The 17257-nt window shown below is 42.3% G+C and carries 17 protein-coding genes, 1 rRNA gene and 1 other annotated feature; of the genes, 17 read left to right on the top strand and 1 reads right to left on the bottom strand.

What is annotated here, in order from left to right:
- Positions 1 to 44: 44 nt before the first annotated feature.
- Entirely contained in the window at positions 45 to 278 is a 234-nt protein-coding gene (locus tag DCC39_RS19250; RefSeq protein ID WP_205948460.1) for a hypothetical protein, read from the bottom strand.
- A gap of 325 nt (positions 279 to 603) precedes the next feature.
- Here DCC39_RS19250 and rrf point away from each other — a divergent pair.
- From rrf to DCC39_RS03635, 17 genes are all read left to right on the top strand, one after another.
- A 5S ribosomal RNA gene (rrf, locus tag DCC39_RS03715) occupies positions 604 to 715 on the top strand.
- 238 nt (positions 716 to 953) lie between these two features.
- Positions 954 to 1661, top strand: coding sequence for an MgtC/SapB family protein (locus DCC39_RS03710; RefSeq protein ID WP_116553539.1), 708 nt, complete (start codon positions 954 to 956; stop codon positions 1659 to 1661).
- A gap of 160 nt (positions 1662 to 1821) precedes the next feature.
- Positions 1822 to 2286 carry a CtsR family transcriptional regulator gene (locus DCC39_RS03705; RefSeq protein ID WP_116553538.1) on the top strand — a complete coding sequence of 155 codons (465 nt, stop codon included), beginning with the start codon at positions 1822 to 1824 and terminating at the stop codon, positions 2284 to 2286.
- Between the two features lie 24 nt (positions 2287 to 2310).
- The gene (locus tag DCC39_RS03700; protein ID WP_116553537.1) at positions 2311 to 2847 is read left to right on the top strand and encodes a UvrB/UvrC motif-containing protein; all 537 of its coding nucleotides are present in this window, start codon (positions 2311 to 2313) and stop codon (positions 2845 to 2847) included.
- Between the two features lie 3 nt (positions 2848 to 2850).
- Positions 2851 to 3939: a protein arginine kinase gene (locus DCC39_RS03695; RefSeq protein WP_116553536.1), complete on the top strand. Its 1089-nt coding sequence runs from the start codon at positions 2851 to 2853 to the stop codon at positions 3937 to 3939.
- Positions 3936 to 6371, top strand: a complete 2436-nt coding sequence (gene clpC, locus DCC39_RS03690) for an ATP-dependent protease ATP-binding subunit ClpC (RefSeq protein ID WP_116553535.1) — start codon at positions 3936 to 3938, stop codon at positions 6369 to 6371. Before DCC39_RS03695 ends, clpC begins: the two co-directional genes overlap by 4 nt.
- A gap of 82 nt (positions 6372 to 6453) precedes the next feature.
- Entirely contained in the window at positions 6454 to 7830 is a 1377-nt protein-coding gene (gene radA, locus DCC39_RS03685) for a DNA repair protein RadA (RefSeq protein WP_116553534.1), read from the top strand.
- Between the two features lie 6 nt (positions 7831 to 7836).
- Positions 7837 to 8910 (top strand): DNA integrity scanning diadenylate cyclase DisA, encoded by a 1074-nt coding sequence (gene disA, locus DCC39_RS03680; protein WP_116553533.1) that lies wholly within the window; start codon positions 7837 to 7839, stop codon positions 8908 to 8910.
- Positions 8911 to 9031: 121 nt separating this feature from the next.
- A complete protein-coding gene (locus DCC39_RS03675) occupies positions 9032 to 10141 on the top strand; it encodes a PIN/TRAM domain-containing protein (RefSeq protein ID WP_276309879.1) in 1110 nt (369 codons plus the stop codon).
- A 155-nt stretch (positions 10142 to 10296) separates the two neighbouring features.
- On the top strand, positions 10297 to 10992 hold the full coding sequence (gene ispD, locus DCC39_RS03670) for a 2-C-methyl-D-erythritol 4-phosphate cytidylyltransferase (RefSeq protein WP_116553531.1): 696 nt from the start codon (positions 10297 to 10299) through the stop codon (positions 10990 to 10992).
- On the top strand, positions 10989 to 11465 hold the full coding sequence (ispF, locus tag DCC39_RS03665; RefSeq protein ID WP_116553530.1) for a 2-C-methyl-D-erythritol 2,4-cyclodiphosphate synthase: 477 nt from the start codon (positions 10989 to 10991) through the stop codon (positions 11463 to 11465). Before ispD ends, ispF begins: the two co-directional genes overlap by 4 nt.
- Before the next feature lie 97 nt (positions 11466 to 11562).
- Entirely contained in the window at positions 11563 to 13026 is a 1464-nt protein-coding gene (gene gltX / locus DCC39_RS03660; RefSeq protein WP_116553529.1) for a glutamate--tRNA ligase, read from the top strand.
- Positions 13027 to 13088: 62 nt separating this feature from the next.
- Positions 13089 to 13396 (top strand) — a binding site (T-box leader).
- A 72-nt stretch (positions 13397 to 13468) separates the two neighbouring features.
- A complete protein-coding gene (gene cysE, locus DCC39_RS03655; RefSeq protein ID WP_116553528.1) occupies positions 13469 to 14152 on the top strand; it encodes a serine O-acetyltransferase in 684 nt (227 codons plus the stop codon).
- Positions 14094 to 15497 (top strand): cysteine--tRNA ligase, encoded by a 1404-nt coding sequence (cysS, locus tag DCC39_RS03650; protein ID WP_116553527.1) that lies wholly within the window; start codon positions 14094 to 14096, stop codon positions 15495 to 15497. The genes cysE and cysS overlap by 59 nt, the downstream gene beginning before the upstream one ends.
- A 2-nt stretch (positions 15498 to 15499) precedes the next feature.
- Positions 15500 to 15919, top strand: coding sequence for a Mini-ribonuclease 3 (locus DCC39_RS03645; protein ID WP_116553526.1), 420 nt, complete (start codon positions 15500 to 15502; stop codon positions 15917 to 15919).
- Positions 15909 to 16655 carry a 23S rRNA (guanosine(2251)-2'-O)-methyltransferase RlmB gene (rlmB, locus tag DCC39_RS03640; protein WP_116553525.1) on the top strand — a complete coding sequence of 249 codons (747 nt, stop codon included), beginning with the start codon at positions 15909 to 15911 and terminating at the stop codon, positions 16653 to 16655. Before DCC39_RS03645 ends, rlmB begins: the two co-directional genes overlap by 11 nt.
- A gap of 4 nt (positions 16656 to 16659) precedes the next feature.
- A complete protein-coding gene (locus tag DCC39_RS03635) occupies positions 16660 to 17169 on the top strand; it encodes an NYN domain-containing protein (RefSeq protein ID WP_116553524.1) in 510 nt (169 codons plus the stop codon).
- Positions 17170 to 17257: the final 88 nt, after the last annotated feature.

Genomic DNA, 17257 nt, shown 5'->3' with positions numbered 1-17257 from the left:
TAGGTCTCGTGTGGAAGCGTGGCGACACGTGGAGCTGAGAGATACTAATCGGTCGAACACTTAACCAAATAAAGCGGAGGCGACTGTACAGCCCCGACAAAAAATTCCAGCTTGCGAGGAGGCAGCTTTTCAGCCACCACAGCAAGATGACATTTTTTGCGAGGGGCTAGGAGCCGGAGCTGGATAAGAAAAGCCGAGGCGGCTGTACTGCTTCGCTGCAAAAGTGCTTCTTCAGAAGGCGGGATGCGAATCCCAACTGAAGAAGAAAACTTTAGCAAGAGGCAAGCCGCTGAGGCTGGACAAACGAAATGCTGAAGCGACTGTTCTGCTTCGTAGAAAAATGCTCTTTCGAGGAAGGGATGCTTTCTATCCTATCCCGAACGAGAAAGAAATTTTTCATAGAAGCAAGGAGCTGAAGCTAGACAACGAAAAGCAATCACATTGGATGTCGTATCTGGTTTTGAAGGAACATCCTTCACAACAAAACACNACGAGAAAGAAATTTTTCATAGAAGCAAGGAGCTGAAGCTAGACAACGAAAAGCAATCACATTGGATGTCGTATCTGGTTTTGAAGGAACATCCTTCACAACAAAACACACTGTCTAGTGACGATGGCGAAGAGGCCACACCCGTTCCCATGCCGAACACGGAAGTTAAGCTCTTCAGCGCCGATGGTAATGGGGTTTCCCTGTGAGAGTAGGACGTCGCTGGGCAATTAAAAAAGTAGCAGAGATGCTGCTTTTTTTGTTTTGTAAAAGGAAGAAGTAGGGTATTAATGATAGTACGTGATTAAGAAACAAGTCGATCAAATAAGTACAGAAAATGAATAACTCAGGAATTATTCGAAGGAGTAACTTGAAATTAAATGCTCCTTCTTTTTATTTCAGGAAAACAATCCAAGTAAATTTAATATACTTATTTAATATAGTGGAAGGAGGAGGATGGACGGATATGGAATTATTCTCATTTTTTCATTCAGATTTGCTGACGATTACGATTCGCTTATTAGTGGCTGTCATATTGGCTGGGTTTATAGGTTTGGAAAGAGAAGTAAAGCATCAGCCTGCAGGATTTAGGACACATATTTTAGTTGGTGTAGGCGCTTGCCTCATGATGATATTGTCAATCTATGGTTTTCAAACGTTTATCGATTCCAATTACAATACGATACGATTCGATCCTTCCCGAATTCCTTCTTATGTGGTAAGTGGTATTGGTTTTTTAGGAGCTGGAACGATACTCGTTCACGGAAGAACGGTAAAAGGTTTAACAACGGCAGCATCCATTTGGGTTGTTGCCGGTATAGGATTGGTAGTTGGCGCAGGGATGTATTATGAAGCCATTTTTACAACGCTGATTGTTGTAATCAGCCTTTTTTTGCTTACAAAGATTGAACCTATCTATATTTTGAAGCAGAGGAAGAAACATTTAGTCGTACTTGCTGAAGAAGAACTTTCCTTAAAAGAACTTGTGGCTATCATGGATGAGGCCGGTATTGAAATCGAAAAAAAATTGATCGAAAGATTGAAAAAAAGTGAACAAACAGTCATGAAGCATACTTTTCTATGCAAATATAAACATGATTCGAAAATGGATGATGTACTTGAAAAAATGTCGAAAATGCCAAAAGTTCAAAAGGTTTCTTACGGAATGGAATAAAAAGGAAAAATAACTGTATGATTTGAAGTTGATTGGAAAAGATGATTGATGCGGAAGATTTATGATTTTATGGAGTATAAGGTTGCAACCTTATTTTTGAATAGAGTATACTTAAAATATAAAGTCAAATATAGTCAAAGTCAGAAAGGTGGGGAGGTCAGTGAAAAATATTTCCGATATTATTGAAGCCTATTTGAAAAGTATTTTAACTGGAAGCGAGAAAGATGCCGTTGAAATTAAGCGCCATGAAATTGCAGAAAGATTTCAATGTGTCCCCTCACAAATTAATTATGTCATAAATACAAGATTTACAATTGAAAAAGGGTATATTGTGGAAAGTAAAAGGGGTGGGGGTGGATATATTCGCATTATGAAAATCCAAGCGAGCGATAAGGCAGACTTAATCGACCAATTGCTTCAATTAATTGATAATAAATTAACACAGCAAGCATCGGAAAATCTCATTTTGCGCCTTCTTGAAGAGAGAGTCATCTCTGAAAGGGAAGCGAGAATTATGTTAAGTGCCGTTGACCGGGCAACAATTAATGTGAATTTGCCGATGAGGGATGAATTGAGAGCGAATTTATTAAAAGCGATGCTTTTAACATTAAAATATAAAACGTAAAATGCCAGACAGGAGGGGTGAAATGTGAAATGCCAAGATTGCAAAGCTCAGCCGGCAACACTTCACTTTACTAAAATTATAAATGGGGAGAAGATGGAAACGCATTTGTGTGAAAACTGCGCCAAAAACAAGAGTGATGCGTTGTACGGCCAAAACAACTTTTCGATTCACCAACTATTGTCAGGGTTATTAAATTTTGAGCATCCGATCAAACAATCACAGCCAAATAACTTCCAAGTTTTTCATAACTTAAAATGCGAAAAGTGCGGCATGACGTATGAACAGTTTACAAAAATTGGCCGTTTCGGCTGTGCACACTGCTATAAGACGTTTGACGAAAAACTTGATCCGTTGCTAAAGCGGGTTCATAGCGGCAACAATACCCACTCTGGGAAAATACCGAAACGGGGCGGTGCCAAAATCCATGTCAGAAAGAGGATTCAAGTTTTAAAAAATAAGATGCAAAATTATATTGAACAGGAAGAGTTCGAAAAAGCGGCTGAAATACGCGACGAACTTCGTTCCCTTGAAAATAATTATAAAAATAAAAAGGGGGAATGATAGATGTCTCTTCAGCGATTTATATCCGAAGCAATCAGTCCTTGGATGAAGCAGTCAGGGCCCGATGATGATATTGTTCTAAGCAGCCGGATAAGATTAGCAAGAAATATAGAAAAATACACATTTCCGATTTTAACTTACCAAAATGAGGGAGAAGAGGTTTTAAACCAAATTAGACAGCAAGTTGACAATAGCCATCCAAATAAACTTGAACTCCTTTTAATGAAAGATTTGGAGCAGATTGAAAAACAAGTGTTAGTTGAAAAGCATTTAATTAGTCCACACCTGGCAAGTGATTCATCGTTTGGTGCTGTCCTGCTTAGTGAAGATGAATCTGTCAGCATCATGATAAATGAAGAGGATCATATTCGCATCCAATGCCTCTCTTCAGGGCTGCGCCTGCAAGAAGTGCTTGAAAATGCAAACCGTTTTGATGACTGGCTCGAAGAGAAGAACGACTTTGCATTTGATGAAAAGCGGGGTTACTTAACAAGCTGCCCAACGAATGTGGGGACAGGGATGCGGGCTTCGGTCATGATGCATTTGCCTGCATTAGTATTAACTCAGCAGTTAAACCATATTATCCCTGCAATTAATCAACTTGGACTCGTTGTTAGAGGAATTTACGGGGAAGGTAGCGAAGCATTAGGTAACCTTTTTCAAATTTCAAATCAAATCACGCTTGGCAAATCGGAAACTGATATTGTAGAAGATTTGAAAAGTGTTGTGCTGCAATTAATTGAACGGGAGCGGCTTGCCCGTCAAATGTTGCTTCAAAATTCAAAGATTCAACTTGAAGACAGACTTTACCGTTCATACGGCGTGTTGAAAAATTGCCGGATTATTGACTCAAAAGAAGCAGCAAAATGTTTGTCTGATGTGCGTCTAGGCATCGACCTTTCTCTTATCGGTGGTGTTTCCCGCACGATTTTAAATGAATTAATGATTTTGACCCAGCCAGGATTTTTGCAACAATATGCTGGTGAACTTCTTGGTCCAGACCAAAGAGATATTCGGAGAGCAGCAATTATTCGAGAAACATTAAAGCTAAAAGAAATATCTGATGAAGAAAGAGGAGGTAGTCAAAAATGATGTTTGGACGTTTTACCGAGAGGGCCCAAAAAGTGTTGGCACTTGCCCAAGAAGAAGCCATTCGATTAGGTCACAATAATGTAGGGACAGAGCATATCTTGCTAGGGCTTATACGCGAAGGGGAAGGAATTGCCGCCAAAGCGCTTAGTGCTCTTAATCTTGACCCTGAAAAAATTCAAAAAGAAGTTGAAGGGTTAATTGGAAGCAGTGAGGAGAAAGTTCAAACCATTCATTACACGCCAAGAGCGAAAAAAGTAATCGAATTGTCGATGGATGAAGCTCGAAAACTTGGGCACTCTTACGTAGGAACAGAGCATATTCTTCTCGGCCTAATTCGCGAAGGCGAAGGAGTGGCAGCGAGAGTTTTAAATAACTTAGGAATTAGCTTAAATAAAGCGAGGCAGCAAGTGCTTCAACTCCTCGGGAGCAATGAATCCAGTTCCGGGCACCAAGGTGCTACAGCCAATGTGAATACGCCGACACTTGACAGCCTTGCAAGGGATTTGACACAAGTTGCGCGTGAAAGCGGGCTTGACCCTGTAATCGGCCGAAGCAAAGAAATTCAGCGTGTCATCGAAGTATTGAGCAGGCGTACGAAAAATAATCCGGTAATAATCGGTGAACCCGGCGTCGGAAAAACAGCGATAGCCGAAGGGCTGGCACAGCAAATTGTAAATAATGAAGTGCCTGAAATTTTACGTGACAAACGCGTCATGACGCTTGATATGGGGACCGTTGTCGCTGGTACGAAATATCGCGGTGAATTTGAAGACCGGCTTAAAAAAGTAATGGACGAAATTCGCCAGGCAGGCAACATTATTCTATTTATTGATGAGTTGCATACATTGATTGGTGCGGGAGGCGCAGAAGGAGCAATCGATGCTTCGAACATTTTAAAACCGGCTCTTTCCCGTGGAGAACTCCAATGCATTGGTGCGACAACGCTCGATGAATACCGTAAATATATTGAAAAAGATGCAGCATTGGAAAGGCGTTTCCAACCGATCCAAGTGAATGAGCCGACGCTTGAAGAGTCAATTGAAATTTTGAAAGGGCTCCGCGACCGATACGAAGCTCACCATCGTGTGACAATTCCAGACGATTCGATTGTAGCAGCAGTTACTTTGTCTGATCGCTATATATCCGATCGCTTCCTTCCGGACAAAGCCATCGACTTAATTGATGAGGCGGGTTCGAAGGTCCGATTGCGCTCATACACAACCCCGCCGAATTTGAAAGAATTGGAACAAAAGCTTGAAGAAGTAAGAAAAGAAAAAGACGCAGCCGTGCAAAGTCAGGAATTTGAAAAAGCAGCTTCCCTTCGGGATACAGAACAGCGTCTTCGCGAAGAAGTAGAGCAAACGAAAAACCAATGGAAAGAAAAACAAGGGCAAGAGCATCAAGAAGTAACGTCGGAAGATATTGCCATGGTTGTATCGAGCTGGACAGGAATTCCTGTCTCCAAGCTGAAAGAAGAGGAGACGGATCGTCTGCTTAAGCTGGAAGAAATTCTTCACGATCGCGTCATTGGCCAGGATGAAGCGGTAAGAGCTGTTTCACAAGCTGTAAGAAGAGCGAGAGCGGGGCTGAAAGATCCGAAACGTCCAATTGGATCATTTATTTTCCTTGGACCTACAGGTGTCGGTAAGACAGAGCTTGCACGTGCGCTTGCCGAAGCAATGTTTGGCGACGAAGATGCGGTTATCCGAATTGATATGTCGGAATATATGGAGAAGCATGCAACATCAAGGCTTGTCGGGGCTCCTCCAGGATATGTCGGCTACGAGGAAGGCGGCCAATTGACAGAAAAAGTACGCAGAAAGCCATATTCGGTTGTTTTGCTTGATGAAATTGAAAAAGCGCATCCTGACGTTTTTAATATTCTTCTGCAAGTGCTTGAAGACGGCCGTTTAACAGACTCAAAAGGCCGGACAGTTGATTTTAGAAATACCATTTTAATCATGACTTCTAATGTTGGAGCAAGTGCATTAAAGCGAAATAAATACGTCGGTTTTGCAGTGCAGGGTACGGATCGGAATTATAAAGACATGAAAGACAAAGTATTAGACGAGTTGAAAAAGGCATTCAGGCCAGAATTTCTGAATAGAATTGATGAGACGATTGTCTTCCACTCCCTAGAGAAAAAACATTTAACGGAAATTGTAAACTTATTGAGCAACCAACTCAGAAAACGGCTGCGTGAACAAGGCATTGATTTTTATTTGACAGAAGCGGCAAAAGAACAACTTTCAGAAGACGGGTACGATCCAGAATATGGAGCTAGACCGCTGCGCAGAGCCATTCAGCGTCATATTGAAGATTTGCTTTCAGAGGAATTATTGAAAGGCAACATAAAAAAAGGCCAACACGTAAAAATTGATGTAAAAGATGGCAAGTATGTTGTTGAAGCGTTGGAAAGTGCTAAGCAGTAAGTAGTGTGTGGCCGGAAGAAATGGGGACTTCCGGTCGCCTGCTTTGTTTTGGAAAATAGAAACATGGTGCAGGGGAGAAAGCATGGCAAAAAGAAAAACAAAATATATTTGTCAAGAATGCGGATATGAATCACCGAAATGGATGGGAAAATGTCCAGGCTGCCACCATTGGAATACAATGGTAGAAGAACTGATTGAATTGCCGAATAAAACAAAAAGAGGCTTTGTTACGTCTGGAGCAGGCGCCTCGTCAAAACCGATGTCCATCCAATCGATTAAAGGCGATCGTGAGCCGAGAATCGACGCGAAAATTAATGAACTGAACAGAGTGCTTGGTGGAGGGATTGTCCCAGGCTCGCTAGTGTTGGTCGGAGGCGACCCGGGAATTGGGAAATCGACGCTTCTTTTGGAAACTTCGTACCATTTGGCAAAGGACAATGCAAAAGTCCTTTACGTTTCTGGCGAAGAGTCAATGAAACAGACAAAGCTTCGGGCAGAAAGGCTACATATTGCTGCAGAAACATTATATATCCAAGCTGAAACAGATTTGGAATTGATTGAGCAAGCAATTGAGGAGCTTCAGCCTGTCTTTATTGTTGTTGATTCCATTCAGACAATGCATCATCCAGCGGTTACAAGCGCGCCGGGCAGTGTTTCCCAAGTAAGAGAGTGTACCGGTCAGCTTATGCGTATCGCAAAAACGAAAGGAATTGCCATTTTTATCGTTGGGCATGTGACAAAAGAAGGTTCAATTGCAGGGCCAAGGCTGCTTGAGCATATGGTAGATGCTGTTCTTTATTTTGAAGGAGAACGCCATCATTCTTATCGCTTGCTTCGAGCTGTGAAAAATCGGTTCGGCTCAACAAACGAGCTTGGGGTTTTCGAAATGAAGGAAACGGGGCTAGAAGAAGTGGCGAATCCTTCGGAAATTTTTCTTGAAGAAAGAGCAAAAGGCGCTTCTGGATCAACAGTTGTCGCGTCATTAGAGGGGACGAGAACGCTTATGGTTGAAATACAGGCGCTTATTACGCCGACAAGCTTTGGAAATCCCCGCCGTACTGCAAACGGGATTGACCATAACCGTGTATCGCTTTTGATGGCTGTTTTAGAAAAACGAGTTGGGCTTCTGCTGCAAAACCAAGATGCCTATTTAAACGTAGCTGGCGGGGTGCGCCTTGATGAACCTGCGATCGATCTCGCCATCGCTATTAGCATCGCGTCAAGCTTCCGTGACCGGCCGACGAAGCCAAGTGATGTCATGATTGGCGAAATCGGTTTAACTGGCGAAGTAAGAAGGGTTTCGCGCATTGAACAAAGGGTTCACGAAGCAGCAAAATTAGGTTTTACACGCGTCATTTTACCAAAGAAAAATATTGGCGGTTGGGCGATCCCTAATGGTATTCAAGTTATTGGCATAGACACGGTGGGGCAGGCGCTGGAGCATGCTTTGGAGGGGTAGAGAGAGATGGAGCCGAGAGCAGTATCTACGATCATTAATCAGTTTCTTCAAATTGTAGCCCCCGGGACGCCGCTTCGCGAAGGGATCGATAATATTCTCCGTGCTGAAACCGGCGGACTGATTGTAGTGGGCTATGATGACAAAGTGAAGCAAATTGTTGATGGCGGCTTTTCCATTGATTGCAAATTCACGCCTGCTTATTTATATGAACTTGCGAAAATGGACGGTGCCATTATTTTAAATGAAGAAGGGAACCGAATTTTATATGCCAACACACAGCTTATCCCCGATACGGCAATTCCTTCAAACGAAACGGGGATCCGCCACAGGACAGCTGAACGTGTTGCAAAACAAACTGGAAGCCTTGTCATTTCCATTTCCCAACGCCGAAATATCATTACACTGTATAAAGGGAACATCCAATATTCGTTAAAAGATATAGGGGTGATTATAACTAAAGCCAATCAGGCGATTCAAACGCTTGAAAAGTATAAATCTGTGCTTGATCAAGGCTTAACGAATCTAGGGGCTTTGGAATTTGAAGAACTTGTTACATTGCAAGATGTTTGCCAAGTGCTTCATCGCATTGAAATGGTGATGCGTATTCGAAGTGAAATTCTAAACTATGTCAATGAGCTCGGAACAGAAGGCCGCCTGATTAGTATGCAGCTTGAAGAGCTTGTCGGCAATGTAGAGTTGGATGCTAGGCTATTGATTCGCGATTACGTAAAGGATAGCAAAGTCAATCCGAATGAAGTGATGAAACAATTAAGCAAGCTGTCAAACGAAGAATTGCTTGAAGAGAGTGCCATTGCTAAATTATTGGGCTTTCCTGCAAGCGCAGTCCGAAATGACGAAGCTGTCGCACCGAAGGGTTACAGGCTTTTGCACAAAATACCAAGGCTTCCACCGCTCATTATCGGGAATTTAGTTCGGGCATTTCCTAATTTAAACGCGATTGCGAAGGCTTCATTAAAAGATTTGGATGAAGTGGAAGGCATTGGGGAAATTCGGGCGAGAGCCATTCAAGCCGGTTTAAAGCGCGTCCAGGAACAAGTTTTAATCGATCGCCATATTTGATGGGAGGCTAGAGCCTTGTTAGAGATTTCATAGTTTCATTTATGTTACACTATGTAAATTATTTGGAAAATAGGTTTCAAAACAGGGAAACTGTTTATAATGATAGAAGGAGGTGAATATGTTGAACGAGAATCTTTTAAAAAGATTTGTGCAATTATTTTTTATTTTGTCGGGTGCCACACTGGGCTGGCTCTTCGTTCCAGATTTGCTGTCACTCTTAAACATCGGAGACATCCCATTGCTCATTTCCCCTTATATCGGAGCATTTATTGGCGCACTTATATTATTTTTAGCAACCTATTGGTTAACGGATTATATTGCTGGATTAATTAAATGGGTGGAAGAAGCACTTGTTAAAGTACCGATTACAGACTTATTATTTGGAACGATTGGGTTAGTCGTCGGATTAATTGTTGCGTTTCTTATAACGGTATCTTTAAGCGGAATGGACATCCTAATCTTAAGTGACGTCGTCCCGATTTTCATCACAGTACTCGCAGGCTATTGGGGTTTCCAAGTGGGCTTTAAAAAACGGGATGAATTAGTTTCTCTTTTTTCGATAAATAAAATGAGAGACAAGAAAAAAGAAGTAGAGGAACCAAGAGACGTTGAGAAAGATAATGTGAAGTTGAAAATATTGGATACGAGCGTCATTATTGATGGACGAATCGCTGACATTTGCCAAACAGGATTTTTGGAAGGGACGCTTGTTATCCCCCATTTTGTACTTGAAGAGTTGCAGCATATTGCAGATTCATCAGATGCCTTAAAGCGCAATCGCGGCCGCAGGGGATTAGATATTTTGAATAGAATCCAAAAGGAACTTGATGTCAATGTCGAAATCTATGAAGGCGACTTTGAAGAGATTCATGAGGTTGACAGCAAGCTCGTGAAACTAGCGAAACTATTGAATGGCATTGTTGTCACAAATGACTTTAATTTAAACAAAGTATGCGAACTGCAAAATGTAGCTGTCTTGAACATAAATGATTTGGCGAATGCTGTGAAGCCGGTCGTTCTGCCTGGTGAAGAATTAAATGTACAGGTGATTAAAGACGGGAAAGAACATAACCAAGGCATTGGCTATCTTGACGATGGTACGATGATTGTCGTTGAAGAAGGGCGCAACTACATTGGTAAAACCATCGATGTCATTGTAACGAGTGTACTGCAGACGTCTGCAGGCAGAATGATTTTCGCCAAGCCTAAATTGTTGGAAAAGGCATTATAAGTTTCTTATTCATATAAATCGAGACGTACCAAGGGATTAGCGTCCGTTATTCCCCACTTATACTTCTTCGAAATCTCTAAATCTTGAAGTGGGGGGTCTTCCGGACGGTAGCACCGGATAAAGCAAACTAAAAAGGTAAGGGATGGTTTGTTATCGTGGAATATCGCGTTGTTATTCCTGCAGCGGGGCAAGGAAAACGCATGAAAGCCGGAAAAAACAAGCAGTTTATTTTACTTGAAGACCAGCCGGTTATCGTTCATACGTTAAACGTTTTTCAAAACGATCCAAATTGCATTGGAATCATACTTGTTATAAATGAAAAAGAAAAAAAAGAATTCTGTGAGCTTGTCGATGCAAATAAATTATCAAAAGTAAGCCATATTCTGAATGGCGGCAAGGAACGCCAGGACAGTGTGTATAAAGGATTAAAAGCTCTTCCGGGAGAAGAGGATGGTGTTGTACTCATTCATGACGGCGCAAGGCCATTCGTTACGTGTGACATGATCACTCGTGTAGCAAAAAAAGCGGCTGCAAAAGGTGCAGCCGTTTTAGCTGTTCCTTTGAAAGATACGATAAAAAGCGGGAATGATGGAATCGTCCTAAAAACATTGAATCGATCCAGTCTGTGGGCTGTTCAAACACCGCAAGCTTTCCGATCCTCCATTATTATCAAGGCTTATGAGCATGCAGAACGCTGCGGAATCACTGCAACAGACGATGCTTCCCTCGTTGAGGAATTAGGTTATGAAGTATCGATTGTTTTAGGTGAAGAGTATAATATTAAACTGACGACACCATATGATTTGTCAATGGCTGAAGTCATCTTGAAATGGAAGGAGAACAAAGGGTGATACGGATTGGACAAGGGTTTGATATTCATCAGCTTCAAAAAGGCAGAAAAATGGTAATAGGCGGAGTTGAAATCCCGTATGAAAAGGGCCTGCTTGGCCATTCTGATGCCGATGTGCTGCTGCATGCTATAACAGATGCATGCCTTGGAGCGCTTGCACTGGGAGATATCGGAAGACATTTTCCAGATACGGACGAGGCTTATAAAAATGCCGATTCGCGCGAGCTTCTTCACAAGATATGGGAGCTTATCAAACAAAAAGGCTACCGATTGGGAAACATTGATTGCACAGTCATCGCACAAAAGCCAAAAATGGCGCCGCATATTCTAAGAATGAGAGAAACGATTGCGGCACTGCTTGAAGCAGATGTTTCTCAAATTAACGTAAAAGCAACAACAGGCGAAAAACTTGGATTTATAGGCAGAGAAGAAGGAATCGCAGCGCAAGCTGTGGTCCTATTGCAAAAAAGGTAAGCCGCACGAAGAAAGGTGTATTGTTCTTGACGGCTTCTTGCGGAATCATGGTAAAATGAAAAAAATGACTGAATGAAAGAAGTGGAAGGTGTAACAAATGTCAAATGAAATCAGGGTTCGCTATGCTCCAAGCCCGACTGGGCATTTACATATAGGAAATGCGAGAACAGCTTTATTTAATTATTTATTTGCACGTTCGCAAAACGGAAAATTCATTATCAGGGTGGAAGATACGGATGTCAAACGCAACGTGGAAGGCGGCGAACGCAATCAGCTCCGCTACTTAACATGGCTTGGCATAGACTGGGATGAAAGCATTGATAAAGGCGGGGATTACGGACCGTACAGGCAGACTGAACGGCTTCATCTGTATGAAGAGCATGCCAATGATTTGCTTGAGCGGGGGCTTGCGTTTAAATGCTATTGCACGGAAGAAGAATTAGAAGCAGAACGCGAAGCCCAGCGGGCAAGGCATGAGATGCCCCGTTACTCTGGAAAATGCAGGAATTTGACAGATGAGGAGCGAGCCCAATTTGAAGCGGAAGGGCGTAAACCAAGTATCCGTTTCAAAGTGCCGGAAAACCGAGTATACGCATTTGACGATCTAGTTAAGGGTGAAGTGACATTTGACTCAAACGGGATTGGCGACTTCGTGATTGTGAAAAAGGACGGCATTGCAACCTATAACTTTGCGGTAGCCATCGACGATCACTTTATGAAAATTTCCCACGTTCTTCGTGGAGACGATCATATTTCCAATACGCCTAAACAAATGATGATTTATGAAGCCTTTGGTTGGGAACCGCCTGTGTTTGGCCACATGACGCTTATCGTCAACGAAGAGCGCAAAAAACTGAGCAAGCGTGATGAATCGATTATTCAATTCATTGAGCAATACAAAGAACTCGGCTATTTGCCGGAGGCGTTATTTAATTTTATTTCATTGCTTGGCTGGTCGCCTGTCGGGGAGGAAGAGATTTTTTCGAAAGAACAATTTATTGAAATGTTTGATGTGAAACGTTTATCGAAATCACCGGCAGTTTTTGATACACAAAAGCTTGCTTGGATGAATAACCAATATATAAAAAACAGCGACTTGGATCGAATCATTGAGTTAACATTGCCTTTTCTCATTCAAGCGGGCCGCCTGCCAGAAAATTTATCAGCTAAGGAGCGGGAATGGGCTGAAAAATTAATTGCCATTTACCAAGATCAGTTAACGTATGGCGCAGAAATCGTCGAGTTGACAGACTTGTTTTTCCGTAAGACGATTTCGTATAATGAAGAGGCAAAGAATGTATTAAACGAAGAGCAAGTACCGGAAGTACTTCAGGCTCTTCTTGAAGAGATTGAGCCGTTGGAAGGTTTCAGCCCTGAAGAAGTGAAAGCTGCCATAAAAAGAGTTCAGAAAGCAACAGGGCAAAAAGGCAAGCGCCTTTTTATGCCGATCCGTGTAGCGACAACAGGGCAGACGCATGGCCCTGAGCTTCCAGCTGCCATTTCACTTTTGGGAAAAGAAGTAGTAGAAGCGCGTCTTAAAAAAGCTGTTCAAAAAGGGTGAAAAACCGCATCGGTTAACAGAATCAACAGAAGATGTATACTATAATAGCTAAAACTGAAATTTTACTTACAATGACAAGGACGAGTAGGAATTGATTGTTTCATATGTCAGAGAATACCACCTTAGGCTGAAAGTGGTTTATGAAACACAATTTTGAAATGCACCTTCGAGTTCTTTTGTTGAAATGAAACGAGTAAACAAAAGCGGACGTCTCCCGTTACCAGGCATAGAGCGCATTGTCTTTTAAGTATGTGTTCAAAAAGGAGGGCTTGCCTCCTGTAAGCCTCCGGACTTTTTGAACAACCCTTTAATTAAAACTTTTTAAGCAATGCATAAGCAGAGTGGAACCACGTCAATCGGCGTCTCTGTGTCTTCGGGCACAGGGGCGCTTTTTGTTTGAACTCGGATCAAGGAATGAAAATAAGATGGGAGGGAGTCTACGATGTTTAAAAGGCTTCGTGAGGATATAGAAGCCGTATTTGAAAATGACCCTGCGGCTAGAAGCGTTTTAGAAGTCATCTTAACTTATTCAGGGCTGCATGCCATTTGGTCACATCATATCGCTCACTGGTTTTGGAGAAAGCGTTTATTTTTCCTTGCTCGTCTCACATCACAAGTTAGCCGGTTTTTTACTGGGATTGAAATCCATCCCGGCGCTAAAATTGGACGCCGTTTGTTCATTGACCACGGAATGGGAATTGTGATTGGCGAGACTTGCGACATTGGAGACGACGTCATTATTTTTCAAGGGGTCACTTTAGGCGGAACAGGCAAAGAAAAAGGGAAACGGCATCCCACGGTTAAAAATAACGTGATGATTTCGACAGGTGCAAAAGTCATTGGTTCGATTACGTTAGGAGAAAATTCAAAAATCGGCGCGGGTTCGGTTGTTTTAAAAGATGTCCCCCCAAATTCGACTGTCGTCGGCATACCGGGAAAGGTTGTCATTCAGGATGGAGTAAGGGTCCAACACCCTGACAACGTTGCAGATAAAATAAGTGAGATGGAAAAAAGAATTGCGATGCTTGAAGAACAGTTAAAACTGATGGATAAAAGGAGCGGGGAAAGTGTCGATAAAGCTATACAATACGTTAACCCGAAAGAAAGAAACATTCATTCCAATTGAGGATAAGAAAGTAAAAATGTATGTGTGCGGGCCAACGGTCTACAATTACATCCATATCGGAAATGCAAGGCCTCCTATCGTTTTCGATACGGTTCGTCGCTATTTTCAATATAGGGGCTATGATGTGTATTACGTATCAAATTTCACAGACGTTGACGATAAAATTATTAAAGCAGCGAAAGAAATTGGCGAAGAAGTTCCCAAATTAGCGGAGCGTTTTATCAAAGCATACCACGAAGATACAGAGGCTCTCGGCGTGCGAAAAGCGGATGTCCATCCACGTGTGATGGAGAACATGGATGAAATTATCGATTTTGTAGAAGCGTTAATTGAAAAGGGCTACGCCTATGAGGCAGACGGCGATGTTTATTTTAAAACGCGTGAATTTGAGGGCTACGGTAAATTATCCCATCAATCGATTGATGATCTTCGTCTTGGCGCCCGAATTGAAGTAGGGGAAAAAAAGCAAGACCCTCTTGATTTTACAATTTGGAAAGCGGCAAAGGAAGGGGAAATTGCGTGGGATAGCCCATGGGGGAAAGGTCGGCCAGGCTGGCATATTGAATGCTCGGCGATGGCAAAGAAATATTTAGGCGAAACGATTGATATCCATGCTGGGGGCCGAGATTTGGCTTTTCCGCATCATGAAAATGAAATCGCCCAAACGGAAGCATTAACAGGAAAGCCATTTGCCAACTATTGGATGCATAACGGCTATATTAAAATCAATGATGAGAAAATGTCTAAATCGTTAGGAAATGTTGTGTTAGTCCACGAATTAATTCAAAATCAAGATCCGAACGTTGTCAGGTTTTTCATGTTGTCTGTCCATTACCGCAATCCTATAAATTTTAATGATGAACTTCTTGAAAGTGCACGAAGTGGACTCGAAAGACTGAAAGAAACCGTAAGGAATTTAGAATACCGTATGGCGCATTCTGCCAATCTTGATAAAAACATTGAATCTTCTTTGGATGCAATTCAACGGTTAAAAAAACAGTTCATTGAAGAAATGGACGATGATTTTAATACTGCAAATGCCATCGCTGTTCTTTTTGAACTCGCAAAGGAAGCGAACCGTTATTTAGCGAATAAAAATTCTTCAAAAGCAGTGCTTTCAGCTTATTTGACCCTCTTTGAAGAGATTTCAACTGTACTTGGCATCCCGTTAAAGCAAGAAGAGGCTTTGCTTGATGAAGAAATTGAAAAGCTTATTGAAGAAAGGAACCAAGCAAGAAAAGAACGCCAATTTGCTAGAGCCGATGAAATCCGCGATCAACTCCTTGCACAACATATTATTTTAGAAGATACTCCCCAAGGCGTTCGCTGGAAAAGGAAAGAGTAGATATGGCCCAAAGCAATGTTGATGCCAAACAATTAAATGCCCTTGCACTTGCGTACATGGGTGATGCTGTCTTGGAAGTATTTGTGCGCGAACATTTGCTTAAAAGCGGGCAAGTTCGCCCGCAGCGATTGCACCGCCTTGCGACAAACTATGTATCGGCAAAGGCACAAGCAAAAGTTCTTCACAAATTAAGAGAAGCCAATTTTTTTACTGAAGAGGAAGAGGCTGTATTAAGAAGGGGAAGAAATGCAAAGTCACCAACGATTCCTAAAAATACTGACGTCCAAACGTACCGTTACAGTACAGCCCTTGAGGCATTAATTGGCTATCATTACTTACAGAAAAATGATGAACGAATCGATAGCATCATCTCGGCTATGATTTCGTTCATTGAAGAAAGAAGTGTTCAAAATGGAAAGTGAACTCATCATGGGAAGAAATCCAGTCCTTGAGGCTCTCCGTTCAAATCGGGAAATTAATAAATTATGGGTGAACGAAGGTTCACGCGGTGGGCAAATGAACGAACTCATCGAACTTGCGAAAAAAAACGGTGTGCTCATCCAATTTGTCCCGAAGCAAAAGCTTGATCGATTAGTCAATCAAGGGAATCATCAAGGTGTCGTCGCTTCGATTGCAGCCTACAACTATGCCGGAATGGACGAGCTTTTCCAAAGAGCGGAGGCGTTGAATGAAGCTCCTTTTTTCCTTTTGCTTGATGAAATCGAAGACCCCCATAACTTAGGTTCCATTTTGCGGACGGCAGAATGTGTAGGGGTTCATGGCATCATCATTCCAAAACGCCGATCAGTCGGATTGACAGCAGCGGTCGCAAAAGCATCGACAGGAGCGATTGAACATGTTCCCGTCGTCCGCGTCGGAAACTTGGCACAAACGATGGATGAATTAAAAGAAAGAGGGCTATGGTTTGTAGGAGCGGACGCCAAAGGAAAGCAAGACTTCCGTGAAGCGGATTACGATATGCCGGTTGGGCTTGTCATTGGCAGTGAAGGAAAAGGCATCGGTCGGTTAATTAAGCAAAAATGTGATTTCCTCGTGCGCCTTCCAATGAAAGGGAAAGTGACGTCGCTTAATGCATCGGTTGCGGCAGGCGTTTTAATGTATGAAGTTTTGCGGAAGCGAAGCCCAATCGGGGGTTAGTGCAATGGATATTCTGATTGTGGACGGCTATAACATCATTGGAGCCTGGCCGGAATTAAAAGAGATGAAAGATACCGATCTCGAAGGTGCGCGTGATTTGTTGATCGATAAAATGGCCGAGTATCAGGCATACACAGGTTATCAAGTGATCATTGTATTTGATGCGTACCTCGTTCCAGGCATCCAAAAAGTGTTCAACCGCCATGATGTGACTGTCATTTTTACGAGTGAAGGCGAGACGGCGGATGAAAAAATTGAGCAATTAACCGTCGAGTTAAAGGGGGTACTTACACAAATCCATGTGGCGACATCGGATTACGCGGAACAAAAAGCGATCTTTGGCCAGGGGGCATTGCGAAAGTCAGCTCGTGAACTTTTAAATGAAGTGAAAAGAATTGAAAAAGGGATTGAAGAAAAAATTGAGGAAATCGACCGTTCAGTACGCAAATCAAAGATTTGGCTTTCCCCGGAAGTACAGGCAGCTTTTGAAAAATGGCGAAGGGGAAAGTCTTGAATGGTTGACGCATTATTGATCTATGTTTATAATGGGGTTATATGCCATTTTTTTAAAATAGGTAATTTTTTGACTCTTTCACAACATG

The sequence above is a fragment of the Pueribacillus theae genome (genome assembly GCF_003097615.1).
GTDB lineage: Bacteria > Bacillota > Bacilli > Bacillales > UBA6769 > Pueribacillus > Pueribacillus theae.
Note: the sequence above shows the minus strand (reverse complement) of the source record. Positions and strands in the feature narration are given on the sequence as shown.

Excerpts from the sequence above, each read along its gene's own strand:
- DCC39_RS03710 (WP_116553539.1), top strand. The coding sequence starts at position 954 with ATGGAATTATTCTCATTTTTTCATTCAGATTTGCTGACGATTACGATT.
- DCC39_RS03695 (WP_116553536.1), top strand. The coding sequence starts at position 2,851 with ATGTCTCTTCAGCGATTTATATCCGAAGCAATCAGTCCTTGGATGAAG.
- clpC (WP_116553535.1), top strand. The coding sequence starts at position 3,936 with ATGATGTTTGGACGTTTTACCGAGAGGGCCCAAAAAGTGTTGGCACTT.
- radA (WP_116553534.1), top strand. The coding sequence starts at position 6,454 with ATGGCAAAAAGAAAAACAAAATATATTTGTCAAGAATGCGGATATGAA.
- disA (WP_116553533.1), top strand. The coding sequence starts at position 7,837 with ATGGAGCCGAGAGCAGTATCTACGATCATTAATCAGTTTCTTCAAATT.
- gltX (WP_116553529.1), top strand. The coding sequence starts at position 11,563 with ATGTCAAATGAAATCAGGGTTCGCTATGCTCCAAGCCCGACTGGGCAT.
- cysE (WP_116553528.1), top strand. The coding sequence starts at position 13,469 with ATGTTTAAAAGGCTTCGTGAGGATATAGAAGCCGTATTTGAAAATGAC.
- DCC39_RS03645 (WP_116553526.1), top strand. The coding sequence starts at position 15,500 with ATGGCCCAAAGCAATGTTGATGCCAAACAATTAAATGCCCTTGCACTT.
- rlmB (WP_116553525.1), top strand. The coding sequence starts at position 15,909 with ATGGAAAGTGAACTCATCATGGGAAGAAATCCAGTCCTTGAGGCTCTC.
- DCC39_RS03635 (WP_116553524.1), top strand. The coding sequence starts at position 16,660 with ATGGATATTCTGATTGTGGACGGCTATAACATCATTGGAGCCTGGCCG.